This is a genomic window from Ruegeria sp. C10 (genome assembly GCF_056537805.1).
Map to the genome: position 1 here is coordinate 78,092 of NZ_JBQFSC010000001.1, position 20,957 is coordinate 99,048.

At 58.0% G+C, this 20,957-nt stretch carries 27 protein-coding genes; 16 read left to right on the forward strand and 11 right to left on the reverse strand.

Features of this window, described 5'->3' with window-relative positions; genetic code table 11:
- Positions 1-3: 3 nt before the first annotated feature.
- The 3 genes from ACR0DE_RS00355 to ACR0DE_RS00365 are packed head-to-tail and all read right to left on the reverse strand — an operon-like array spanning position 4 to position 1,613.
- Complete coding sequence (locus ACR0DE_RS00355) at positions 4-597, reverse strand: MotE family protein (protein ID WP_480751023.1); 594 nt, start codon at positions 595-597, stop codon at positions 4-6.
- Positions 594-1,106: a DUF6468 domain-containing protein gene (locus tag ACR0DE_RS00360; RefSeq protein WP_170802619.1), complete on the reverse strand. Its 513-nt coding sequence runs from the start codon at positions 1,104-1,106 to the stop codon at positions 594-596. The genes ACR0DE_RS00355 and ACR0DE_RS00360 overlap by 4 nt, the downstream gene beginning before the upstream one ends.
- A 9-nt stretch (positions 1,107-1,115) precedes the next feature.
- Positions 1,116-1,613, reverse strand: a complete 498-nt coding sequence (locus ACR0DE_RS00365) for a flagellar basal body-associated FliL family protein (RefSeq protein WP_480591566.1) — start codon at positions 1,611-1,613, stop codon at positions 1,116-1,118.
- A gap of 119 nt (positions 1,614-1,732) precedes the next feature.
- Between ACR0DE_RS00365 and fliF the strand changes: the two genes are divergently transcribed.
- Genes fliF through fliP form a run of 4 tightly spaced genes read left to right on the forward strand, consistent with a single transcriptional unit; the run spans position 1,733 to position 4,923 of the window.
- Positions 1,733-3,322, forward strand: a complete 1,590-nt coding sequence (gene fliF / locus ACR0DE_RS00370; protein ID WP_480751026.1) for a flagellar basal-body MS-ring/collar protein FliF — start codon at positions 1,733-1,735, stop codon at positions 3,320-3,322.
- Complete coding sequence (locus tag ACR0DE_RS00375; RefSeq protein WP_170802617.1) at positions 3,322-3,918, forward strand: ABC transporter ATP-binding protein; 597 nt, start codon at positions 3,322-3,324, stop codon at positions 3,916-3,918. Before fliF ends, ACR0DE_RS00375 begins: the two co-directional genes overlap by 1 nt.
- Complete coding sequence (locus tag ACR0DE_RS00380; protein ID WP_480751028.1) at positions 3,911-4,198, forward strand: FliM/FliN family flagellar motor switch protein; 288 nt, start codon at positions 3,911-3,913, stop codon at positions 4,196-4,198. Before ACR0DE_RS00375 ends, ACR0DE_RS00380 begins: the two co-directional genes overlap by 8 nt.
- Entirely contained in the window at positions 4,195-4,923 is a 729-nt protein-coding gene (fliP, locus tag ACR0DE_RS00385; protein ID WP_480586391.1) for a flagellar type III secretion system pore protein FliP, read from the forward strand. The genes ACR0DE_RS00380 and fliP overlap by 4 nt, the downstream gene beginning before the upstream one ends.
- On the opposite strand, the gene ACR0DE_RS00390 is transcribed toward fliP, so the two are convergent.
- Together ACR0DE_RS00390 and ACR0DE_RS00395 are read right to left on the reverse strand one after the other, a co-directional pair.
- Entirely contained in the window at positions 4,924-6,366 is a 1,443-nt protein-coding gene (locus tag ACR0DE_RS00390) for a sensor histidine kinase (RefSeq protein ID WP_480751032.1), read from the reverse strand.
- Entirely contained in the window at positions 6,363-7,100 is a 738-nt protein-coding gene (locus ACR0DE_RS00395; protein ID WP_170408540.1) for a response regulator transcription factor, read from the reverse strand. Before ACR0DE_RS00395 ends, ACR0DE_RS00390 begins: the two co-directional genes overlap by 4 nt.
- Before the next feature lie 217 nt (positions 7,101-7,317).
- On the opposite strand from ACR0DE_RS00395, the gene ACR0DE_RS00400 reads away from it, so the two are divergent.
- The 5 genes from ACR0DE_RS00400 (at position 7,318) to ACR0DE_RS00420 (ending at position 12,403) form a co-directional block, all read left to right on the forward strand.
- Positions 7,318-8,562: an ABC transporter substrate-binding protein gene (locus ACR0DE_RS00400; protein ID WP_480751036.1), complete on the forward strand. Its 1,245-nt coding sequence runs from the start codon at positions 7,318-7,320 to the stop codon at positions 8,560-8,562.
- Between the two features lie 57 nt (positions 8,563-8,619).
- A complete protein-coding gene (locus tag ACR0DE_RS00405; RefSeq protein ID WP_480751038.1) occupies positions 8,620-9,492 on the forward strand; it encodes a carbohydrate ABC transporter permease in 873 nt (290 codons plus the stop codon).
- Positions 9,485-10,384, forward strand: coding sequence for a carbohydrate ABC transporter permease (locus ACR0DE_RS00410; RefSeq protein WP_170514078.1), 900 nt, complete (start codon positions 9,485-9,487; stop codon positions 10,382-10,384). The genes ACR0DE_RS00405 and ACR0DE_RS00410 overlap by 8 nt, the downstream gene beginning before the upstream one ends.
- A 5-nt stretch (positions 10,385-10,389) precedes the next feature.
- Positions 10,390-11,487, forward strand: coding sequence for an ABC transporter ATP-binding protein (locus ACR0DE_RS00415; RefSeq protein WP_480751041.1), 1,098 nt, complete (start codon positions 10,390-10,392; stop codon positions 11,485-11,487).
- A gap of 106 nt (positions 11,488-11,593) precedes the next feature.
- A complete protein-coding gene (locus tag ACR0DE_RS00420; RefSeq protein WP_480751043.1) occupies positions 11,594-12,403 on the forward strand; it encodes a methyltransferase domain-containing protein in 810 nt (269 codons plus the stop codon).
- Positions 12,404-12,462: 59 nt separating this feature from the next.
- On the opposite strand, the gene ACR0DE_RS00425 is transcribed toward ACR0DE_RS00420, so the two are convergent.
- A complete protein-coding gene (locus tag ACR0DE_RS00425) occupies positions 12,463-13,071 on the reverse strand; it encodes an MlaC/ttg2D family ABC transporter substrate-binding protein (protein WP_170408534.1) in 609 nt (202 codons plus the stop codon).
- The gene (locus tag ACR0DE_RS00430) at positions 13,061-13,876 is read right to left on the reverse strand and encodes an MlaA family lipoprotein (protein WP_170394822.1); all 816 of its coding nucleotides are present in this window, start codon (positions 13,874-13,876) and stop codon (positions 13,061-13,063) included. The genes ACR0DE_RS00425 and ACR0DE_RS00430 overlap by 11 nt, the downstream gene beginning before the upstream one ends.
- Before the next feature lie 297 nt (positions 13,877-14,173).
- Here ACR0DE_RS00430 and ACR0DE_RS00435 point away from each other — a divergent pair, with 297 nt between their 5' ends.
- From ACR0DE_RS00435 to ACR0DE_RS00450, 4 genes are read left to right on the forward strand one after another with little or no spacing between them, the layout of a single operon-like run.
- A complete protein-coding gene (locus ACR0DE_RS00435) occupies positions 14,174-14,629 on the forward strand; it encodes a RidA family protein (RefSeq protein WP_170394820.1) in 456 nt (151 codons plus the stop codon).
- The gene (locus tag ACR0DE_RS00440) at positions 14,626-15,396 is read left to right on the forward strand and encodes a glycerophosphodiester phosphodiesterase family protein (protein WP_170408532.1); all 771 of its coding nucleotides are present in this window, start codon (positions 14,626-14,628) and stop codon (positions 15,394-15,396) included. The genes ACR0DE_RS00435 and ACR0DE_RS00440 overlap by 4 nt, the downstream gene beginning before the upstream one ends.
- Before the next feature lie 45 nt (positions 15,397-15,441).
- Positions 15,442-16,629, forward strand: a complete 1,188-nt coding sequence (locus tag ACR0DE_RS00445; protein WP_223117220.1) for a GNAT family N-acetyltransferase — start codon at positions 15,442-15,444, stop codon at positions 16,627-16,629.
- Positions 16,626-16,931: a 4a-hydroxytetrahydrobiopterin dehydratase gene (locus tag ACR0DE_RS00450; RefSeq protein ID WP_170394812.1), complete on the forward strand. Its 306-nt coding sequence runs from the start codon at positions 16,626-16,628 to the stop codon at positions 16,929-16,931. The genes ACR0DE_RS00445 and ACR0DE_RS00450 overlap by 4 nt, the downstream gene beginning before the upstream one ends.
- On the opposite strand, the gene ACR0DE_RS00455 is transcribed toward ACR0DE_RS00450, so the two are convergent.
- The 4 genes from ACR0DE_RS00455 to ACR0DE_RS00470 form a co-directional block, all read right to left on the reverse strand.
- Positions 16,914-17,222: a hypothetical protein gene (locus tag ACR0DE_RS00455; protein WP_170394808.1), complete on the reverse strand. Its 309-nt coding sequence runs from the start codon at positions 17,220-17,222 to the stop codon at positions 16,914-16,916. The genes ACR0DE_RS00450 and ACR0DE_RS00455 overlap by 18 nt on opposite strands.
- A 28-nt stretch (positions 17,223-17,250) precedes the next feature.
- Positions 17,251-17,598 (reverse strand): CREC-EF hand family protein, encoded by a 348-nt coding sequence (locus ACR0DE_RS00460; protein WP_170426101.1) that lies wholly within the window; start codon positions 17,596-17,598, stop codon positions 17,251-17,253.
- 11 nt (positions 17,599-17,609) lie between these two features.
- The gene (locus ACR0DE_RS00465; protein WP_170394802.1) at positions 17,610-17,855 is read right to left on the reverse strand and encodes a glycine zipper 2TM domain-containing protein; all 246 of its coding nucleotides are present in this window, start codon (positions 17,853-17,855) and stop codon (positions 17,610-17,612) included.
- Between the two features lie 103 nt (positions 17,856-17,958).
- A complete protein-coding gene (locus ACR0DE_RS00470) occupies positions 17,959-18,444 on the reverse strand; it encodes a peroxiredoxin family protein (protein ID WP_170394799.1) in 486 nt (161 codons plus the stop codon).
- A gap of 99 nt (positions 18,445-18,543) precedes the next feature.
- Between ACR0DE_RS00470 and ACR0DE_RS00475 the strand changes: the two genes are divergently transcribed.
- Genes ACR0DE_RS00475 through ACR0DE_RS00485 form a run of 3 tightly spaced genes read left to right on the forward strand, consistent with a single transcriptional unit; the run spans position 18,544 to position 20,946 of the window.
- The gene (locus tag ACR0DE_RS00475; protein ID WP_480568837.1) at positions 18,544-19,755 is read left to right on the forward strand and encodes an NAD(P)/FAD-dependent oxidoreductase; all 1,212 of its coding nucleotides are present in this window, start codon (positions 18,544-18,546) and stop codon (positions 19,753-19,755) included.
- The gene (gene rsmD, locus ACR0DE_RS00480) at positions 19,752-20,309 is read left to right on the forward strand and encodes a 16S rRNA (guanine(966)-N(2))-methyltransferase RsmD (protein WP_480751049.1); all 558 of its coding nucleotides are present in this window, start codon (positions 19,752-19,754) and stop codon (positions 20,307-20,309) included. The genes ACR0DE_RS00475 and rsmD overlap by 4 nt, the downstream gene beginning before the upstream one ends.
- Position 20,310: 1 nt before the next feature.
- Positions 20,311-20,946, forward strand: a complete 636-nt coding sequence (locus ACR0DE_RS00485; protein ID WP_480752554.1) for an HAD family hydrolase — start codon at positions 20,311-20,313, stop codon at positions 20,944-20,946.
- Positions 20,947-20,957: the final 11 nt, after the last annotated feature.

Sequence of the window (20,957 nt, forward strand, 5' to 3'; positions counted from 1 at the left end):
GGGTCATTCCTGTGGGGCACGTGCATTGCGTCCGGCCATGATCACGCTGATGGTGTAAGCAGCCTCGGGGCTGAGACCGGCCATAACTTCAGCGGCAGCTTCCGGTGGCATGCGAGACAGGAAGCCAGCGGCGAATACCGCGTCCATCGTTTCGAACAACGCGGCGGCATCTTTGGGCTTCATGCTCTGATACACGTCAGTCAGTTGTGTCAGATCGTTTTCGGCGGCCTTTTCGGCAATCGCCACCGTTTCACGCAAAGCGTTCTCGGCGTCCTCCAGCATGGTGAGCCGGGTTTCGATGGCCTGATCGGCAATGTCGAGCGCCCGTTCCCGGTCCAAAATCGTGCTTTCACGCTGGTTTAGAGTCTTTTCACGGCGCAATAGTTCCGTAAGCAGCAATTGTAGATCTGCCGCATTCGCCTTTTTGCGTTCACCACCGACCGGCGAGGCCATGTTTGGTTCTGCGCCGCGGGCAAGTGCAGGCCCGGCCTCAAGCCCGATGCGAATAATCGCAGAGCCGACCATCAGCAAGGAAATGACGGTCAGAACACCGCCCCGCGCTCGGCGATCCGGCGCTTTTGCCCGGTTGCGACTCATTTCGCTGCTCCGCCAGATGGTGCGGCGTGACGAAAGAACATCAGGCCTTCTGGTTTCTTTGCGGGCGGCTCTGGTGGTGCTTCCGATGGCTCAGTCGAAACCTCAGTTGGTTCACCAGACGGATCGGATGCAGTTTCTTGTGCTTCGCCGGGCTGCTCAGACCTGTCCTCAGCAGGTGCGTCATCTGGCTGATCCATGGGAACTTCCGGCTCAGAGGGCTCTTCCTGAACGACATCGTGCATCGAGGCCATCATAAGCTCCAACCGTTGTGCGACGGTTTCCGCCCGTTCGGTCAGCGTCTGCAACGCGGTGCCGGAATCATCCGAAGCCTGACGCGCGCTATCCAGCGATTTTCGCAACTCTTCTGCTTGCGAGGACAGCACGGAAACGGCGCCACCCACACCCTTCTCAAGATCGGTAAACCGCTTCAGGCGTCGCGACAGAACGAAACAATACAGACCAGCCCCAAGAGCGCCCGCAACCAGCAGAATATCGGCAATCAACTCCACCATCGCCTCCTAATTCAGTACAAATTCCATGACCAGAACGTCACGCACGCGGCCTTCGCCCACGACGATCCCAATGCGTCGTAGCAGGTGTCCGCGGATCCTCATCAAAGCCAGAGAATCTTCCAGATCGGTTAACTCAAGGGCGCGCAAATAGCTGTTCAGAACGTCCATGATTCGCGGCTGCATCTTTTCAACCTCGGCGGCGTAGCCCGCGTTCACTTCAAGCTGCGCGTGAAATTTCAAATGTCGCGAATCATCTGACTTGACCGAGATTATCACCGGCGGAAGATCGACAAATTTCACATCGGGAAGTGCCTTTACGGAAGCGTCTTCGCCTTTCTTTTTGGCCTCTTTCACCATCTCGGACCCACCTATGGGAAGCAGGCCGGATGCAGTTATGAAATAGCCGCCAACACCGCCCGCGATAGCCAGAATCAGCCCAAGCAGAAAGCCTTTTTTCCCTGATTTTTTAGGGGCTTCCGCCTCATCTGCAGTTGCGTCGGTCATGCCGTCCTCATGAATCTGTTCGGCAACCGTCATAACCCCTCAGGGACTAACCGATTGTTAAGGGCAATCGTCCAAACAAGGGCAGAGCCGCACAGAATGTCGGTGAGTCGGAGGTAAGCGTGCAGCAGATCGGAACTGTCTGGGCAAGTTTGGACAGGCGCAAACAAATTATCGTGGCCGGTGCCGTGGCACTGGTGTTTCTGGGTGTGCTTGCGATGTCACGGATTGTGACAGCGCCGTCGATGACGCTGCTTTATGCGGGGCTCGAAAGCGGTGCAGCCGGGGATATCGTGCGGGCGCTGGACCAGCGTGGTGTGAACTATGAAATAAGGGGTGGCTCGATCTACGTCCCCGGCGTTCAGCGGGATGAGTTGCGGATGACTTTGGCCAGCGAGGGCCTGCCTGCGAACGGCAATCGTGGTTACGAACTGCTGGATTCGCTCAGCGGCTTTGGCACTACGTCGCAGATGTTTGATGCCGCCTATTGGCGCGCAAAAGAAGGAGAGCTGGCGCGCACGATTGTGGGCAGCCCGCATGTCAGCAAGGCCCGGGTGCACATCGCCAACAGCTCCTCCAACCCGTTTCAGCGCAGCATAGCGCCAACCGCTTCGGTTTATCTGGTCCCGTCGGGTGCACCTATTAACGGAGATCAGGCAAAGGCGATCCGGTTTTTAGTGGCGTCGGCGGTTAGCGGGCTGGCACCGGAAAACGTCACTGTGATTGATTCGAACGGGGCCGTGATTGGCGCGCAGGACACGGCGGTGGCAGCCGATTCTGCAGATGATAAGGCGCGCCAATTGCGTGAGAAAGTTCTACGTCTGGTCGAAGCCCGGGTCGGGGCCGGCAACGCGGTGGTTGAGGTCAGCGTAGATACGGTGACCGAAACCGAGTCTATACGGGAACGTCGCTTTGACCCCAAAGGCCGTGTTGCGATCAGCACGGATGTTGAAGAACAGTCGGACAGTGCGCGTAATCAGTCGGCGGATGTGACAGTGGCGTCGAATCTGCCGGATGGCGACGGGGCCGGAGGCGATGAATCCAATTCGAATGCCACTCAGACCCGCGAACGGGTGAATTATGAGGTGTCAGAGACCGAGTTGGAAGTTCATCGCGCGCCAGGTGCGATCAAACGTCTGACTGTCGCGGTGCTGGTCAATGGTGTACGAGCGGCAGGTACAGATGGCGTCGAAATTTTTGAACCCATGCCGCAGCCCGAGCTTGATGCACTGCAAGAGCTTGTGGCTTCTGCGGTCGGGTTTGATGCTGAACGCGGCGACGTCATCACACTGAAATCGCTCGACTTGCCCATGGTTGAACCCCAGGGCGAGTTGGTGTCCGGGTCGATCTGGCAGAACATGCATATCGACGCTATGTCGCTAATCCAGATGGTGGTTTTGGCGCTGGTTTCCCTTGTTTTGGGTCTGTTTGTCATACGGCCGATTCTGACGAAATCTGCGGCATCGGCGCTGCTGCCAGCAGGTGCACCGGTCGAGGTCGCCCCAGCGCCTTCCCTGACCGGGGAAATTGCGACCGCAGATGCGCCGGACTTTGCACCGCTCGCGGATGCGGCGCAGCCGAATGTTCCGGCGATTGCCGCTGCGCGTGGGGAAGATCCTGTCGACCGTTTGCGCGCCATGATCGGCGACAAGCAGGAAGAGACGGTAGAGATCCTGCGCAGCTGGCTTGAAGAAGGCGAGGAGAAGGTGTGATGTCGATCGCTCATCTTCTTGAAGACTTCACCGCCCCTGCGGCTGGGGTGGCCGTACATCTACTGGATGAAGACGCACTGGAAGAACAGCGGCTTGCTGCATTTGAACAAGGCTATGGGGCGGGCTGGGAAGATGCGGTTCAGGCGCAGGAACAGACTGGCACACAGCTAAGCTCCGATCTGTCGGCGACGTTATCCGACCTGTCCTTTACCTATCAAGAAGCATTGACCCGCATGACCCTGTCGCTGGAACCGATGTTCCACAGCCTGGTTCAGACTATTCTGCCTGAGACGATCGAGCATGGCTTTGCGAAGCGATTGACCGAGCAGCTTTGCGACATGGCGCGTGAGCAGGTCGGCCAGCCACTGCAGCTGACTGTTCCGGCGGGCACTTCGGATCAGGTCGAGGCGATGCTGCCGCAGGATATCTCGCCGCGTCCCCAGGTTATCGAGGATGTCTCGCTCCAGCCGGGACAGGCGCGATTGCAGGTGGGGATCGCCCAACGCGAGGTGGACTGCGCTGCCTTGCTCTCATCCATTGCTGCAGCGTTCGACGCATATCTGTTTGAAGCAAAAGAGGCTTTGTCAAATGAGTGATCCTCAACTACCGAAACCCGAAAAACCCAACCCGTTCGAGACTGTTCCGATCGAAGTCACCGTCTCGGTCGGGCGTGCGCGGCCTTTGATCCGTGACCTGTTGAGCATGGGTGAAAATGCCGTACTGACACTGGACAAGCGGATCGAGGATCCGGTTGACCTCTATGTCGGGGATCAATTGGTCGCGCGCGGTCTGTTGGAAGAGATGGAGGGCGATCAGGCCGGGCAACTGGCTGTACGGCTGACCGAAATCTCGGATCTGCAGAACGGGATCGGATGATGCGCTACCTTTTTTGGCTGGCATTTTTGCTGGTCATACCCTCCGGTGGCGCGGCGCAAGAACTGTCGCTGTCCCTGGGCGAGGGCGGGTCGATCTCGGCCCGGACCATCCAGTTGATTTTGCTGATCACGGTGCTCAGCCTGGCACCGGGACTGGCGATCATGATCACCTGTTTCCCGTTTTTGATCACGGTTTTGGCGATCCTGCGGCAAGGAATCGGCTTGCAGCAGTCACCGCCAAACATGTTGATCGTCAGTCTGGCGCTGTTTCTGACCTATTTCGTCATGGAGCCGGTTTTTACCGAGGCGTGGGAGACCGGGATTCAACCGATGGTCGAGGAAACGCTTGACGTAGAGCCTGCGCTGGAACGCGCGCTGGTGCCGTTTCGCAGTTTTATGGCAGCGCGTATTGATGCCGACACGTTTCAGGCCATGGCAGACCTGCGCCCGGATGATGCTGCGATCCAACTATCGCCCGAGGCCCCGTTATCCGTGCTGATGCCGTCCTTCATGTTGTCGGAAATCGCGCGGGCCTTTCAGATCGGGTTCCTGATTTTCCTGCCTTTCCTGATAATCGATCTCGTTGTCGCAGCGGTTTTGATGTCGATGGGAATGATGATGGTGCCCCCGGCTACGGTCTCGCTGCCGTTCAAATTGGCGTTTTTCGTCATCGCTGATGGCTGGGCCTTGATCGCCAGCGCCTTGGTGCGCAGCTATGCGCCATGACTATTGCCGTGTGATCTGTAGTCGGGCGCGCAGACCCTGATCTCCGGCCTCGAAACTCAGCGTTCCGCCATGTTGTTCGGCAACGGTGCTGACAATTGTCAGGCCCAATCCGAACCCGTCCGAAGATCCGATGTTTGATCCGCGCTGGAACGGTGCCAGTAGCGCCTCGATATCCGCGACCGATAGGTCGGTGCCCTTGTCCTCGACGACGATCGTGGCGGTCTGAGCATCGGTTTCCAGTTCAACCTCGGCGTGACGACCGTATTTCAGGGCATTATCGATCAGATTGGACAAAGCTCGTTTCAATGCGATGGGCTGACCCGTCACCAGGATGCGCCGCGTTTCCGGCAGCGACGCATGCCCACGGCGTGACATGAAAACAGACGACGCGCTTTCGACGACAACGGGATCAACGGCTTTCAACGACACAGGCCGGTCCATATCCTGATAATCGGCCACAAGCGACTCAACCAGCGAGGTCAGCGATATCTGGCGCGGTTCCTCGACGCTGAGTTCCGATCGCGTGTAAGTAAGCACGCTTTCTATCATGCCGGTCATCTGGTCCACGTCGGCCTCGAGCTTTTCGCGCAACTCGCCATCGGGAATCAGCGCCGCACGCAGCCGGACGCGGGTTGCAGGTGTCCCCAGATCGTGGCTGACGCCCGACAGTACAATGGCGCGTTTCTCAAGCTGCGCACGTTCGGCATCCAGGTGATCATTCACCGCAGTCACGATATCGCGCAGCTCTTCGGGCCCGTCCGCGTCATAGCTTTGCGGCCCGCCGCGACGTCGGCGGTCACCAAGTGCCTGAGCAAAGCGTGCGAAACTGTCAGAAACATTCCCGACCGAGGTCAGAAGCACCGCCAAGGACACAATTCCCAGCAATATCGCGGGCAAACGCAGATCAACCGGCGCAGCCTTACAGCCCCAGATTTCGGTGCCGTCGACTTGCTGCCAGACTCCGCGCCCGAATTGCGCGATCAGGATAGGTTCGCTGCAATATGTGGCCAACAGGCGGGTCAGGTTCCCCATCTTCTCGGGGCCGGTCTGATCGCTGCCAGATACGATGTCTGAAACCGGATAGACCAGTCGATCCGATAACACCGCAAGCGTCAATTCGCGGCCACTCAGGGGGGCTGAACTGTCGGTCAGAATCGACAGATTGGTGACAAAGCGGCGATCCGCAAAGCCGGGCATTTGCTGGAACGCTCCCCTATCAGCAAGCGCGGCTGCCTCGGTTGGCAATGGGTTGATCAATAGGCCGGGTGGCGGCGCCATCCCCGTTCGCAAGTCTTCGTATATGGTGAAACCGGCAACAAATGCTGCGGTCTGATACCGGTTCCAAGCCTGTGCCGAGGTGAACCACATCCCGGCAGCCACCAGCCCCGCGACAAAGGCGGACAGGGTCCAGAGCCACCCAATACTGCGCAGGCGCAGGGTCATGCGTCCTCATCCACCATAACGTCAGCGGTAAACAGATAGCCAACACCGCGCTCGGTGCGCAGCATCTGGGGGTCTTTCGGGTTGGCCTCGATTTTCGACCGCAACCGCCCCACCAGCATATCTATGGCACGGCCTTGCGCCTCAGGCTTGTCGGCCTCACCGGTTACATCCAGTGCGGCGGCGATCTCATCACGGGTCAGCGGAATATGCGGGTTCGCCAGCAAAACCTTCAACAGGGCGGTCTCCCGTTGGGACAGGGAAACCAGATAGCCTTCGGGCGAATGCACCTCGTCCCGTTTGCCGTCAAAGACCCAGCCGTCAAAGTGAAAGGTGCGCGTGCGGCGGCGGTATGCCAGCGAAGGCGTGCGTCGGGCGCGTTGCATCACCGCACGGACGCGGGCCAGCAACAGTTGCGGGTTGAATGGTTTGGCGATGTAATCGTCTGCTCCAACCTCATATCCTGCCATGCGCTGATGATCCGCCGACAGGGCCGAGACCAGAATGATCGGTACATCCTGTTCGGCCCGCAACCGGGCACAGATCTCGACGCCGTTTTCATCGCCCAGCATCACGTCCAACAGGATCAGGTCGATCCGCCCCGAGGTTAGATGCGTGCGTATTTCACTTTCGGAACTGGCAGGCAGAGCAATATACCCGTTCTGCTGAAAGAACTGGGTCATCATCGACCGCATCTCCGAATCGTCATCCACCACCAGGAGCCGGGGAATGCCCACTCTGTTTCTCCTCCTCAGGGTTCTCCGTCGCCGCCAATTGTAACGAATGGAAACGGATTCGAGGCCAACGTAACACGGGGTAACAAAAGCGGTGAAAATTTCCACCTTGTCAGGATATTGCATCGCGTTCTGCGTTGCCATGCGGCATTCCGTTAGCGCTATATCACCTATGGCCGCCCTTGGGGTGGCACCGAATTCTCAGGGAGGAGAACAAAAAATGAAGCGTTTTGCATTTGCCACCGTGTCGACCTTGGCCGTAGTGGCCGGGTCGGCTGTTGTGGCTGAACCAAAGGCCGAAGTTCTGCACTGGTGGACATCCGGTGGTGAGGCGAAATCGGTCGCGGTTCTGCAGGAAGAGTTCGCCTCGAACGGCGGCACATGGACCGATATGCCGGTCGCAGGTGGCGGCGGCGATGCGGCCATGACTGCGCTGCGGGCCCGGGTTCTTGCGGGTAACGCGCCGACTGCTGTTCAGCTGAAAGGACCTGCCATTCAGGAATGGTATGAAGAGGGCGTTTTGGCAGACATTTCATCCGTGGCAGAAGCCGAAGGCTGGGCCGATGTGCTGCCAGCATCGATTGCAGGCCACATGATGTGCGAAGGTACGTGGTGCGCAGCACCTGTGAACGTGCACCGCATCGACTGGATCTGGGCCAATGCTGACGTTCTGGCCGCCAACGACATTGAAATGCCCACAACTTGGGAAGAGTTCAACGCCGCTGCCGAAAAACTGCAGGCTGCCGGAGTGATCCCGTTGGCCCATGGTGGTCAGGCGTGGCAAGACGCCACAGTGTTCGAAGCGGTTGCGCTGGGACTGGGTGGCCCCGAGTTCTATCAGAAAGCCTTTGTCGATCTCGACCCCGAGGCGCTGACCTCGGACACCATGGTTCAGGTCTTTGATCAGATGCGCACCCTGCGCGGTTATGTGGACGAAAACTTCTCAGGCCGCGACTGGAACCTTGCCACCGCCATGGTGATGAATGGCGAAGCAGCCTTCCAAATCATGGGTGACTGGGCCAAGGGCGAATTCCTTGCGGCAGGCAAGAAACCCGGCGAAGATTTCCTGTGCGCCTCGACCCCCGGCGACGGCTATCTCTATAACGTCGACAGCTTTGCCATGTTCGAAGTGGAAGGTGACGACAACCGCGCCGGTCAGGAACTGCTGGCCAAACTGATTGTCGGCCCGAACTTCCAGGAGGTGTTCAACCTGAACAAGGGTTCGATCCCAGCCCGGACTGATGTGGCGCTTGATGCGTTTGACATCTGTGCCAAGATCTCGGCCGAAGATATGGGTTCGACCTCGGCAGGCGGTTCGCTGCTGCCGTCTTATGCCCATGGTATGGCGCTGCGCGGGTCGCAGGCCGGTGCGATTACGGATGTTGTGACCGCACATTTCAACTCGGATATGTCCTCAGCTGACGCGGTTCAGCAACTGGCGGACGCAGTGGCAAACAGCTACTGATCCAATACGCTCTGCCCCCTATAATGCGGGGCAGAGCATCTTTCCCCGGAGGCTAAAATGTCCGAATGGCTGGAAAACCACCTGCCCAAGGTGGTGCTGGCACCGTCGTTCATCGCCGTATTGATCTTTGTCTACGGATTTATCGGATGGACCGCATGGGTGTCGCTAACCCGATCGAAACTACTGCCGAAATACGAGATCAAGGGCTTCATTCAGTACGAACGCCTGTTTGACTCACCCCGTTGGGATACGGCGATCAACAACCTGTATATCTTTGGTGCGCTTTTCATCGTGATCGCGATGATACTGGGCCTGTTACTGGCCATCCTGCTGGATCAGAAGATCCGCGTCGAAGGGGCCATTCGCACGATCTACCTGTACCCAATGGCGCTGTCGATGATCGTGACGGGTACGGCGTGGAAGTGGATTTTGAACCCAGGGCTCGGCATCGAATCCATGGTGCAGGGGTGGGGCTTTCCGAATTTCGAATTCGACTGGCTGGTGAACCCTGACTATGCGATCTACACTATCGTGATCGCCGCGATCTGGCAGAGTTCCGGCTTCGTCATGGCGTTGTTTTTGGCCGGTTTGCGTTCGGTCGATGGCGAGATCATCAAGGCCGCACAGGTCGATGGCATCCCCACGTGGCGCATTTATACGGCGATCATCATCCCTTCGATGGCACCGATCTTCCTGTCTGCTTTCATCGTGCTGGCGCACCTCGCAATCAAAAGCTTCGACCTTGTCATCGCCCTGACAGGTGGCGGTCCGGGCTATGCAACCGATCTGCCCGCTACTTACATGTACGCCATGGCCTTTTCGCGCGGCGATATTGGTCAAGCAGCCTCGTCCGCGATGATCATGATGCTGGTCGTCTTTGCCATCGTGGTTCCCTATCTTTACTCAGAGCTGAGGGCGAAAAATGACTGATCTGTCGATGCCCCAAACACAAACCCGCACCCAAAGCGCCACTGGCAAGATTGCCCTGCGTTGGTTGCTTTATGTCCTGCTTGGTCTGTTCGCACTGTATTACCTGATGCCGCTCTTCGTGATGTTGACGACATCATTGAAAAGCCTTGAGGAAATCCGCACCGGCAGCCTGATCTCGCTGCCGCGAGAGGTCAGCTTCGACGCCTGGAAAACCGCATGGTCCGGCGCTTGTACCGGTATCCAGTGTGAAGGTCTGCGGCCCTATTTCTGGAACTCGGTCCTGATCGCGGTGCCTGCGGTATTTTTGTCGACCCTGTTGGGTGCGCTGAACGGTTATGTCGTGGCGCAATGGCGGTTCAAAGGGGCCAATATCATCTTCTCGCTGATGCTATTCGGTTGCTTCATCCCGTTCCAAGTTGTTCTGCTGCCAATGGCACGTCTGCTGGGTATGATGGGGATTGCCGGAACCATTCCGGGCCTGATCTTTGTCCATGTGATCTACGGGCTGGGCTTCACCACGCTGTTCTTCCGCAACTACTATGTCACCATTCCGGCCGAGCTGACCAAGGCCGCTCGTGTCGACGGTGCAGGCTTCCTGCGAATTTTCTGGTCGATCTTCCTGCCGCTGTCGCTGCCGATCATCGTGGTGACCGTGATCTGGCAGTTCACGCAGATCTGGAACGACTTCCTGTTCGGCGTGTCGTTCAGCCAGGCGGGAACGCAGCCCGTGACCGTTGCGCTCAACAACATCGTAAACTCCACCACCGGCGTGAAAGAATACAACGTCGACATGGCCGCCGCGATCATCGCGGGGCTGCCGACGCTGCTCGTCTATGTCGTTGCCGGTAAGTATTTCATCCGCGGCCTGACCGCTGGCTCTGTGAAGGGATAAGACCCATGGCTCCCATCCTTGATATCAACAAACTCTACAAGAATTACGGCGCGACCGAGATTCTGAAAGACATCAACATCTCGATTGAACCGGGCGACTTCCTGGTGCTTGTCGGCCCCTCGGGCTGCGGTAAGTCTACGCTGCTGAACTGCATTGCGGGACTGGAAGAGATCACCGGTGGCACATTGTCCATCGGCGGCAACGACATGACCCATGTCAGCCCCAAGGATCGCGACATCGCGATGGTGTTCCAGTCTTACGCTTTGTACCCGACCATGTCGGTGGCCAAGAACATCACCTTCGGCATGAAAGTGCGCGGGGTCGATCAGGCCACGCAGGAAGCCAAGCTGAAAGACGTCGCCTCCTTGCTGCAGATCGAGCCATTGCTGAACCGCCGCCCCAGCCAACTGTCGGGTGGTCAGCGTCAGCGGGTCGCGATGGGCCGGGCGTTGGTGCGCGACCCCAAGCTGTTCCTGTTCGATGAACCGCTGTCGAACCTTGACGCCAAGCTGCGTGTCGAGATGCGGACCGAGATCAAGAAGCTACACCAGACGCTGGACGCTTCGATCGTTTACGTGACCCACGACCAAATCGAAGCGATGACGCTGGCGACCAAGATCGTCGTGCTTAAAGGCGGGATCGTGCAGCAGATCGGAACACCGGCCGAGATCTACAACAACCCAGCCAACCTGTTTGTGGCTGACTTCATGGGCTCACCTGCGATGAACCTGATCCCGGCACAGGCATCGAACAATGGTTCGGGAACGCAGATCTCGATCGCGCGCGAATCCGGTGAAACACTGGTTCTGAACGATGCACGGGACCTGTCGCTGCCACAGGATGTGATCCTTGGCCTGCGCCCGGAAGACATCGCTGAGGCTGGATTCCGCGCCGGGGCTGGCGTGCAGGAGGCCACCTGCATGGTCGATATGGTCGAACCTGCCGGGGCCGATACCTATGTGGTCTCGGAACTGGGTGGCAGGCAGGTCACGGCGCGGCTGCACGCGGAAACCAGCGCGCAGGCGGGCCAGATGCTGAACCTCGCCTTTGATATGAGCAAGGTGTCGTATTTCGCCAAGGAAACCGGTGAACGGCTGAACTAGCGCCGGATGGCCCGCGCCGCCTTGGTGGGGGCCACAGCAACGCCTGTCGGTTTTGGCCGGTTAATTTGAGTATGCTATCCTGGGACATAGCGAAGGGAGGCGCGCTATGTCCGATCCGTATTCTGATCTGGCCGGGCAGGAAATCTCGGTTCAGGAGCGTATCGCCGAGGCGATGGAAGCCCGGTGTCTGGAACCGGCGCAGAAAGAAATCAGGGATAGCTATCTAACTGATCTGCCTATTCCGGAGGGCGGTTTCGCGGTTGAGCTGGGATCAGGCACCGGGCACATCACACAAGAGCTGCTGTCGGTCGCCGGGGTGACGCGCGCGCTGGGTATCGAGCCTTCACCGGTCATGGTCGAACGTGCCCGAAACAGCTTTGCCAACGAACGCAATCTTGTATTCGAGATTGGCGATGCCAAAGCAACCGGCCTTGAAGACGGCTCCGTCGACCTTGTTCTGGCACATACCCTGTTGTGCCATGTGCCCGGCCCCGAGGATGTGGTGTCCGAGGCGTTTCGGATACTGAAACCCGGTGGGATTTTCGCGATTTGCGATGGAGATTATGACACCGCCACAGCGCAGATTGCGGATTATGACCCGCTGGATCAACTTGTCCGGTTCATGATCAATCAGAACGTTACCAACCTTTGGATCATGCGCCAGATTGGCGGGGTGTTGACCCAAGCCGGGTTTGAAATGGGTCGTCGCCGGGGGCACGGCTATGTGGCCGAAGGAGAGGCGACTTACTTTCTGACCGTTATCGACCGTGGTGCGGATCGAATGGCCGAGACCGGGTTGTTGGCGCCTGAAACGGCACAGGCGCTGAAATCCGAGGCCCGGGCGCGTGTGTCTGCAAACACGTTTTTTGGCTACATGTCTTATGTCAGCCAGATCGCGCGCAAGCCTGCAACCTGAACAAAAAAGCCACCGCGCGAACGGGTCGAGCGGTGGCCGGCGTAGGGAAATACCTCTGATCAGCCAGTCTTTTTCAGATCCTTGATCAGGCGATTCAGGTCGCCGCCGCGCGCATCCAGCATTGCGCCAATCTCTGTGCGCTCGGTCAGCAACAAATTTACACCTTCGATGAACATGTTGTAGAACTTGCCACGGCCCGATTTGTCGGACACCAGGAATGTCACTTCGAACGGGGATGATCCGCGCAATTTGACCGAGGTTCTGACCTCGTATCCGGTCTTGATCTTGCGCGCGTTACGCACGGTGACCTCACCGCCGATGAACTCGCGGAACCGGCGACCATATTTGCGCGAAATATAGCCTTCGAACGCTTTGGTGAACTGACGCAGCTGTGCGGATGAGGCTGTGCGTGCATCCGCCCCCAGCGCATAGCGGGCCATGATCGGCACATCACCGTATTGCACAAAGATCTTTTGAAAATCACGTAGCATGGCATTTTCGGATTTACCCGAGTCAATGATACGCGTGATATCGGCCACAACGCTGTTGACCAGCTGTTTGGCCTGCGCTTCGGTCAGCGCGAACGCGGGCAGAGGCAATGCGGCAACTGTCATCCCGGTCAGGGCGGTGGCCACAAAACGGCGTCGGTTCAACAGGTTATTCGGCATAGGGGTCCTCGTACGGGTCAAGATAGGGGTCTCTGACAGGGTCGGTCCCGGTGGTGGCGTAGGGATCGTCATACAGACCCAGATAGGCGTCTTCATCATCCCTTGCCAGTTCAAAGCGGCGATTTTGCAGGTAGATCGTGCGCGCTTGCGCGTAACTGTCTGCACTTTCGTACAGAATCGAATCAACTGTATCCGAGAACCGACCGCGATCTCCCATCCGCCGCACGACCTCGGCATAGACACCAATATTGTCGACCGGGCGGGTCGGGCTAAAGTTGATCGGATTCGAGAACAGGTTGACCACAACGCCGACCGCATCGCGCGCGGTGGACGGGCCGTAGAAGGGCAGTTCCACATAAGCACCTTCGCCCACGCCCCAGACATGCAGGGTTTCGCCGAAATCAGTATCAACAGGCGGCAGGTTCAGCTCATCAGCCGGGGCTGACAGGCCAAAGCCGCCCACGGTCGAGTTGATCAGAAAGCGCAGCAGCGCATTGCCGGACTGTTTCAGATTGCCTTGCAGCAGATAGTCCAGCGCCTGCCCGGGCATCGTCAGGTTTTCGGCAAAGTGATTGAAACTGGTAACCATCGGATCTGGTACGATCTTCACATAGCCTTTCGAGGCCGGTCGGAACAGGAATCGGTCCACACCCAGATTGAACTTGTGAATGCCCCGGTTGGTCCCTTCATAGGGGTCAAAAATCTCACCCCGCGCCGCTGCGTCCTGAGGCTGCGTCGCGCATGCCGATAGGACCGTCAGGATGGCGAATATGATCAGGTGCTTCAGACGAATGTAACTTGGCACTGTCTTCGTTACTCCGAAAATTGCCCAGCGGTATCCGGGCCTTCAATCAATACAGCCTTTGCACCCTTGGTGGCGCAATTGGTCTCACATAGAGGTTTCGCGCAGGATTTGAAACAACAACTCGCGTTTACCTCAGCCGATGGGGCGACGTAAAGTGACACGAATTCAACACTTCCTGAATAAGAGAAGACCTGCCCAGTTTGCAGGCAATGGGAAAAATCCCGCTTTCCCGCTTTCGGAAACAGGTTTTCCCGGGTAGCGTCCGCGCTGAATCACTACGAGATGAGGATCAATCATATGAGCATCGCAGCAAAACTGGACAGCCTGGGTGTCAGCCTGTCGGACGCACCTGCTCCGGCAGCGAACTACGTTCCTTTCGTGCGCATCGGCAACATTGTCTACGTGTCGGGCCAGATCTCCAAGGCGGATGATCTGATCACTGGTAAGCTCGGTGATGATATGGATGTTGAGGCAGGCGCCGCTGCAGCCAAAGTCTGCGCCATCAACCTGTTGGCTCAGGTCAAAGCGGCTTGTGGTGGCGATATCGACAAGCTGGTGCGCGTGATCAAGCTGACCGGTTTTGTAAACTCGACCGCTGATTTCACAGAACAGCCGAAGGTGATCAACGGGGCCTCCGACTTCCTGGTCGAAGCGCTGGGCGACGCCGGTCGTCATTCGCGCTCGGCCGTCAGCGCAGCCTCATTGCCTTTGGGTGTTGCCGTTGAAATCGAGGGTATTTTCGAGGTTCAATGAAACCGTCCCTTCCGTCTGAGTTCCTGCAGCGCCCGATAGCACATCGCGCGCTGCATGACATTTCTGATCAGCGGCCCGAGAATAGCCGGGCCGCCATTCGTGCCGCAATAGACGCCGGTTATGGGGTCGAGATTGATCTGCAACGCACCCGTGACAATCGGGCCATGGTGTTTCACGACTATGACATGACACGTCTGACCGGGCAGCCCGGACCGATCCAACAGATCACCGAAACACAAGCGCGGGCCCAGACGCTTCTGCATTCTGACGGTGAAGGTATCCCCTCGCTGGAAGAGGTGCTGGCCATTGTTGCAGGACGGGTGCCCTTGCTCATCGAGCTGAAGGATCAAGATGGTGCAATGGGCCCCGATATCGGCGCTTTGGAAGCAGATGTTGTAAGCGCACTGAAAGACTATGAAGGCCCGGTCGCGCTGATGTCGTTCAACCCGCATTCAGTCGCAGAGATTGCACGCCTTACGCCACATTTGCCGCGCGGTCTCGTTACCAGTTCTTACGAGCCCAAAGTCGAGCTTCTGCCGCAAGCCGTCTGCGATCATCTGCGCAACATCCCGGATTTCGACCGCGTTGGAGCCAGCTTTATCAGCCATGAAGTCATCGATCTTGACCGCCCCCGGGTCGCTGAGTTGAAGGCACAGGGTGTGCCGATCCTGTGCTGGACCGTGCGCTCGCTTGAACAAGAAGCAGAGGCACGCAAGGTTGCCGATAATGTTACGTTCGAAGGCTATCTGGCCGAACATCCCGCTTGATCCCGGCGCGCGCGATCACAGATAAAGGTGCAGCGCGGAGGGGATATGGATCAGGCACAGATTGAGGTTCGGGTTCTGACATCGATCTCGCAGATTTCCGCGAGCGACTGGGACAGTTGCGCCTGCCCCGAGGTTGCCGATGGCGGGCGACCGCTTGATCCGTTCACGACACATCGGTTTTTGCATGCCCTGGAAGAAAGCGGCTCGGTCGGGCGTGGTACCGGCTGGCAGCCGCAATACCTAACAGCCTATCTGGACGGGATGCTGATTGCGGCAGCCCCGATGTTTGCCAAGTCGCACTCCCAAGGTGAATACATCTTCGACCATAGCTGGGCTCATGCCTATGAAAGCGCGGGCGGGCGATATTATCCCAAGCTGCAGATCGCGGTGCCCTTCACACCCGCGACTGGCAGGCGTTTTTTGGTGCGACCCGGCTACGATGCTGTCGGGATCTCGGCGCTGGTGCAAGGAGCGGTGCAACTGGCCGCCGAGAATCGAATTTCCTCGCTGCACGCTACTTTCTGCACCGAGGCCGAAGCGCTGGCAGGTGAGCAGATGGGCCTGATGGTCCGCCACTCGCAGCAGTTTCACTGGCTCAATGATGATTACGCCGATTTTGACGAGTTTCTGGCTGCGCTGTCCTCGCGCAAACGCAAGAATATCAAGAAGGAACGCACGCAGGCCTGTGATTTCGGTGGGCAGATTCGAACAATCACCGGCGATGATCTGCGACCCGAGCATTGGGACGCATTCTGGCGGTTCTATCAGGATACCGGCGCGCGAAAATGGGGCTCGCCCTACCTGACGCGACAATTCTTTGATATCGCTCAGGAAACCATGACGGATGACATCGCCTTGGTGCTGGCCGAACGCAATGGATACCCCGTCGCCGGTGCGTTAAATTTTGTCGGGCGGGAAACGCTGTATGGCCGGTATTGGGGCTGTGTCGAACATCACCCATGTCTACATTTCGAACTGTGCTATTATAGGGCGATCGACTTTGCCATTGCGGAAGGTCTGGCGCGGGTTGAGGCCGGTGCGCAGGGCGAGCACAAGCTGGCGCGCGGCTATCTGCCAACCCGCACGCATAGCTTGCACTGGGTTGGCGATCCGGGTTTTGCTGATGCGGTTCAGAAATATCTGGACGCCGAGTCCCACGCAGTGGGAGAAGAGATCGAGATTCTGACGGATTATGGCCCGTTCAGGAAATCGAACCCGGAGGAACAGCAATGACCGAACTTCTGTCAACCGAGACCCGCGGCCCGCTGCTGGACCCGCTGTTCAGAAATGGCTGGACCATGGTCGAAGACCGCGATGCGATCACCAAGACCTTCATCTTCGATAATTTTGTCGCCGCCTTTGGCTGGATGACGCAGGTGGCGATCTGGGCCGAGAAATGGAACCACCACCCCGAATGGTCGAATGTCTACCGCACGGTAGAGGTGGTCCTGTCGACCCATGATGTTGGCGGTCTGTCTGCACAAGACGCCAAGCTGGCGCGTAAGATGGACAGCCTGCTAACGGTCTCCGCGTGAACCCGTCCCACCGGCCAGCAATGTTGCCGTTCCCAGCTGCTTGAATTCTGCCGGGGTGATTGTGCCGTCGCTGACATTGATATTGCCCGGAATTCTGATCGTACGGGTGCCGACGGACCGCACGCTACGGGCCGACGGATTGATGTCGAGACACCGATTTTCATAACAGGTCAGACCGCTGGTATTGATCTGAATCTGCACCTGACCATCAGGGCCGCTGATCACCGGGGATTGCTGTACGTCACATGCGGCCAAAGCCACCAGGCTACCGAGGCAGATCCATTTATTCATGACATGCTCCTGCCAACCAAGTTGGCGTTTAATCTAAGAGACCGTTGCCATCCTTATCCGCAGCGTCAAAATCGCTCTGCATCTGGCTGACATACTCTGCCTTTGAGATAAGACTGTCGCCATCCCGGTCAACGGCTTCGAACTGTTTGATATCCAAAAACGGTTTTGCTTCGCTCAGGCCCAGAGTGCCGTTCTTGTCTTCGTCCATTGCCTGAAATGCATAGTCCGAGAAGGCGTTGAATTCGTCCTTGGACAGGAAGCCGTCATTGTTGGTGTCGATGTTATTCAACTCGGCCTCGTGCAGTTCTGCGACGGTCTCGGCGTTTGCAGCAGCAGCCATCAGGAATGCGGTGGTGATAATCAATACTCGTTTCATCTCAAATCTCCTCAGCACGCGTAACGTTCGCCAGACACGCCACCCGCAGCGGCGCCCGCCGCCGTCAGGATGGTCTTGCCTGAACCACCGCCAAATTGATTGCCGATCACTCCACCGATTAGGGCGCCGCCTATGGTACCACTCAGGCAGGCGATCTCGTGCTGTCGGGCAGCCTGTTGTTGGGGTGTGGGTGCAGGTCCGCACGCCGCCAGGGCCCCGGCGGTGCCAAGAAACAATGTAAGCAATTTCAGTCGCATCAATGAACTCCCCAGTTGTATGGGCCAAGTATTGGCGCATCGGGGCGTTGCATCAAGTTAAATGCGTTTCACGTGGCCCCGGTCAAACCGGGGCCGACAGGGATCAGATACTATCAAGCAGGCCTTCACCAGCCGAGACCTCACAGACACCGGGGTTTTCTTCCAGATTCATCGCCACAATCTTGCCGTCTTCAACCAGCATTGCATAGCGTTTGGAGCGTGCAATCAGGCCTACGGGCGGGGCGTCGAAATCCATGCCGATGGCCTTGGTAAACTCGGACGCTGCATCGGCCAGCATGGTCAGCCCGGCCGCTGTTGCACCGGTGCTTTCTCCCCAGGCGCCCATCACGAAAGGGTCGTTGACCGAGATACAGATGATTTCCTCTACACCCTTGGCATCGAACTGGTCCTTGGTCCGCATGAAGCTTGGTACATGAGCGGTTGTGCAGGTTCCGGTGAACGCACCGGGTACAGCGAAGATCACAACCTTGCGCCCTTTGGTCTTGTCTGAAATCCGAACCTCCTCGGGGCCTTCGGCACCCATCTGGATCAGCGTGGCCTCGGGCAGCATGTCACCTGTTGCAATCATTTTTACGCTCCTGTCATTTGGATTTGCAGAGTCGGGCTTTGCCGCAATATAGGTGGTCGAAACAAAGTAACCACGTGAATTCTGCAGGGTGAGCGAAACATGAGCCATATTGTCGTGATCGGGGCAGGGCAGGCCGGTGCTTCTTTGGTAGCACGGCTGCGCAAGGACGGGTTCGAAGGTGACATCACCCTGATCGGAGCCGAGCCGCATTTGCCCTACCAACGCCCGCCCTTGTCCAAGGCTTACCTGTTGGGCGAGATGGAGCTGGAACGCCTGTTCCTGCGGCCCGAGAGCTTCTATGCCGAAAACAACATCACCCTACGGTTGGGTCAACGTGTGACGGCGATTGATCCAAAGGCCAAGACGGTGACCCTCGGCGATGAGGTGATCACCTATGATGAACTGGCGCTGACCACTGGGTCCGACCCACGCCGCCTGCCCGCAGCGATCGGGGGCGATCTTGAGGGTGTCCATGTGGTGCGAGATCTCGCCCATATCGACGAGATGGAACCTCGGGTATCGGATGGCGCCCGCGCGCTGATCGTTGGTGGCGGCTATATCGGGCTTGAAGCCGCCGCCGTTTGTGCCAAGCGCGGGGTCAAGGTGACCTTGGTCGAGATGGCCGACCGCATCCTTCAGCGTGTCGCGGCCAAAGAGACAAGCGACTACTTTCGTACGCTGCACACCGAATACGGGGCCGACATTCGTGAGGGCGTCGGGTTGGATCGTCTGGTTGGTGAAAACGGCAAAGTGAAGGGTGCTATTCTGACCGACGGCACCGAGCTTGAGGTGGATTTCGTCGTGGTTGGCGTCGGCATCGCGCCGTCGATTCAATTGGCTGAAATAGCCGGGTTAGAGCTGGATAACGGCATCAAGACCGACGCCCATGGCCGCACTTCAGATCCGTCGATCTGGGCGGCGGGCGATTGCGCGTCGTTCCCGCATGGCGAAGGCCGTATCCGCCTGGAAAGCGTGCCGAACGCCATTGATCAGGCCGAGATCGTGGCCCAGAACATGTTGGGCGCGGCTAAGGATTACACTGCAACGCCATGGTTCTGGTCCGATCAGTATGACGTCAAGCTGCAGATCGCCGGGCTGAATACCGGCTATGATCGTGTGGTGACTCGCAAGGGTGAGGGCGCGACGGTGTCCTTCTGGTACTACAAGGGCGATCAGCTGATCGCGGTCGACGCGATGAATGACCCGCGCGCTTATATGGTCGGCAAACGCCTGATTGATGCGGGCAAGACCGCTGATCCGGCTGTTGTTGCCGACCCAGAAGCGGACCTGAAACCGCTGCTCAAAGCGTGAGGATCATCGCCGGAGACTTCCGGGGCCGGGCTCTGACTTCGGTTGGCAAAGGCGATGCCGGTGCGCATCTTCGCCCGACCACTGACCGGGTAAGGGAAAGCCTGTTCAACGTTTTGAATCATCAGATCGACTTCGACGGCTTGCAGGTTCTCGACCTGTTTGCGGGCACCGGTGCATTGGGACTTGAAGCGCTGTCTCGCGGCGCGTCCCACGTCACGTTTGTCGATGATGGGAGGGTCGCGCAGGGTCTGATCCGCAAGAATATCGGCCTGACCGGAAGCGCTAGCCAGGCCACTTTGATCCGGCGGGACGCGACCCGTTTGGGCGAAAACCCGGGCACTGTTTGTGATCTGGTTTTTCTGGATCCGCCTTACGGAAAAGCTCTGGGTCAAAGGGCACTGGCCGCGGCTACCCAAGGTGGTTGGCTGTCTGATGACGCTCTGATCGTCTGGGAAGAAAGCACCCCAATGACTGCGCCCGAGGGCTTTACGCTGCACGACACGCGGAAATATGGCGACACGCATATCTCGCTAATGTGGCGCACAGGGGGCTGAGATACACGATCTGGTTATCTTTGATTGCGACGGCGTTCTGGTCGATAGCGAGGTTTTGTCCAATCAGGTCATGGTCGACAATCTCGCTGGCCATGGCCTGCACTTGTCCTTAGCCGAATGCATGTCCCTGTTTGTCGGCGGCACCATGACCGGTGTGCGCGACAAGGCGCGCGAGCTGGGGGCTGATCTGCCGGATGACTGGACTGATCAAATCTGTGGGGAAATCTACGAGACGCTGAAAGCAGGCACGCCTCTGGTCGCGGGTATCCGTGAATTGCTGGCGCAACTGGATGCAAGTGACATTCCCTACTGTGTCGCCTCAAATGGGCGGCCTGAGAAAATGAAGATTACTTTGGGCCAGAATGGTCTTTGGGAGCGTTTTCAAGATGTGATGTTTTCGGCTCAGGTGCTTGGAACGGGCAAGCCCGACCCGACCCTGTTCCTGACCGCTGCACAGCATTTCGGCGCAACGGTGCCGGTTGTGATCGAAGACAGCGAAAACGGTGTCACCGCAGCAATGCGCGCCAATATGCGCTGCCTGGGCTATGCGGCCCATGATGATGGTGCGCGATTGGAAGAACTAGGGGCCGAAGTGTTCTCCGACATGTTACATGCGCCCAAGCTTTTGGGACTTTGAGCCATAAACGT

Excerpts from the sequence above, each read along its gene's own strand:
- ACR0DE_RS00355 (WP_480751023.1), bottom strand. The coding sequence starts at position 597 with ATGAGTCGCAACCGGGCAAAAGCGCCGGATCGCCGAGCGCGGGGCGGT.
- ACR0DE_RS00365 (WP_480591566.1), bottom strand. The coding sequence starts at position 1,613 with ATGACCGACGCAACTGCAGATGAGGCGGAAGCCCCTAAAAAATCAGGG.
- ACR0DE_RS00375 (WP_170802617.1), top strand. The coding sequence starts at position 3,322 with ATGTCGATCGCTCATCTTCTTGAAGACTTCACCGCCCCTGCGGCTGGG.
- ACR0DE_RS00380 (WP_480751028.1), top strand. The coding sequence starts at position 3,911 with ATGAGTGATCCTCAACTACCGAAACCCGAAAAACCCAACCCGTTCGAG.
- fliP (WP_480586391.1), top strand. The coding sequence starts at position 4,195 with ATGATGCGCTACCTTTTTTGGCTGGCATTTTTGCTGGTCATACCCTCC.
- ACR0DE_RS00390 (WP_480751032.1), bottom strand. The coding sequence starts at position 6,366 with ATGACCCTGCGCCTGCGCAGTATTGGGTGGCTCTGGACCCTGTCCGCC.
- ACR0DE_RS00400 (WP_480751036.1), top strand. The coding sequence starts at position 7,318 with ATGAAGCGTTTTGCATTTGCCACCGTGTCGACCTTGGCCGTAGTGGCC.
- ACR0DE_RS00405 (WP_480751038.1), top strand. The coding sequence starts at position 8,620 with ATGTCCGAATGGCTGGAAAACCACCTGCCCAAGGTGGTGCTGGCACCG.
- ACR0DE_RS00410 (WP_170514078.1), top strand. The coding sequence starts at position 9,485 with ATGACTGATCTGTCGATGCCCCAAACACAAACCCGCACCCAAAGCGCC.
- ACR0DE_RS00415 (WP_480751041.1), top strand. The coding sequence starts at position 10,390 with ATGGCTCCCATCCTTGATATCAACAAACTCTACAAGAATTACGGCGCG.
- ACR0DE_RS00420 (WP_480751043.1), top strand. The coding sequence starts at position 11,594 with ATGTCCGATCCGTATTCTGATCTGGCCGGGCAGGAAATCTCGGTTCAG.
- ACR0DE_RS00425 (WP_170408534.1), bottom strand. The coding sequence starts at position 13,071 with ATGCCGAATAACCTGTTGAACCGACGCCGTTTTGTGGCCACCGCCCTG.
- ACR0DE_RS00435 (WP_170394820.1), top strand. The coding sequence starts at position 14,174 with ATGAGCATCGCAGCAAAACTGGACAGCCTGGGTGTCAGCCTGTCGGAC.
- ACR0DE_RS00440 (WP_170408532.1), top strand. The coding sequence starts at position 14,626 with ATGAAACCGTCCCTTCCGTCTGAGTTCCTGCAGCGCCCGATAGCACAT.
- ACR0DE_RS00445 (WP_223117220.1), top strand. The coding sequence starts at position 15,442 with ATGGATCAGGCACAGATTGAGGTTCGGGTTCTGACATCGATCTCGCAG.
- ACR0DE_RS00450 (WP_170394812.1), top strand. The coding sequence starts at position 16,626 with ATGACCGAACTTCTGTCAACCGAGACCCGCGGCCCGCTGCTGGACCCG.
- ACR0DE_RS00455 (WP_170394808.1), bottom strand. The coding sequence starts at position 17,222 with ATGAATAAATGGATCTGCCTCGGTAGCCTGGTGGCTTTGGCCGCATGT.
- ACR0DE_RS00460 (WP_170426101.1), bottom strand. The coding sequence starts at position 17,598 with ATGAAACGAGTATTGATTATCACCACCGCATTCCTGATGGCTGCTGCT.
- ACR0DE_RS00465 (WP_170394802.1), bottom strand. The coding sequence starts at position 17,855 with ATGCGACTGAAATTGCTTACATTGTTTCTTGGCACCGCCGGGGCCCTG.
- ACR0DE_RS00470 (WP_170394799.1), bottom strand. The coding sequence starts at position 18,444 with ATGATTGCAACAGGTGACATGCTGCCCGAGGCCACGCTGATCCAGATG.
- ACR0DE_RS00475 (WP_480568837.1), top strand. The coding sequence starts at position 18,544 with ATGAGCCATATTGTCGTGATCGGGGCAGGGCAGGCCGGTGCTTCTTTG.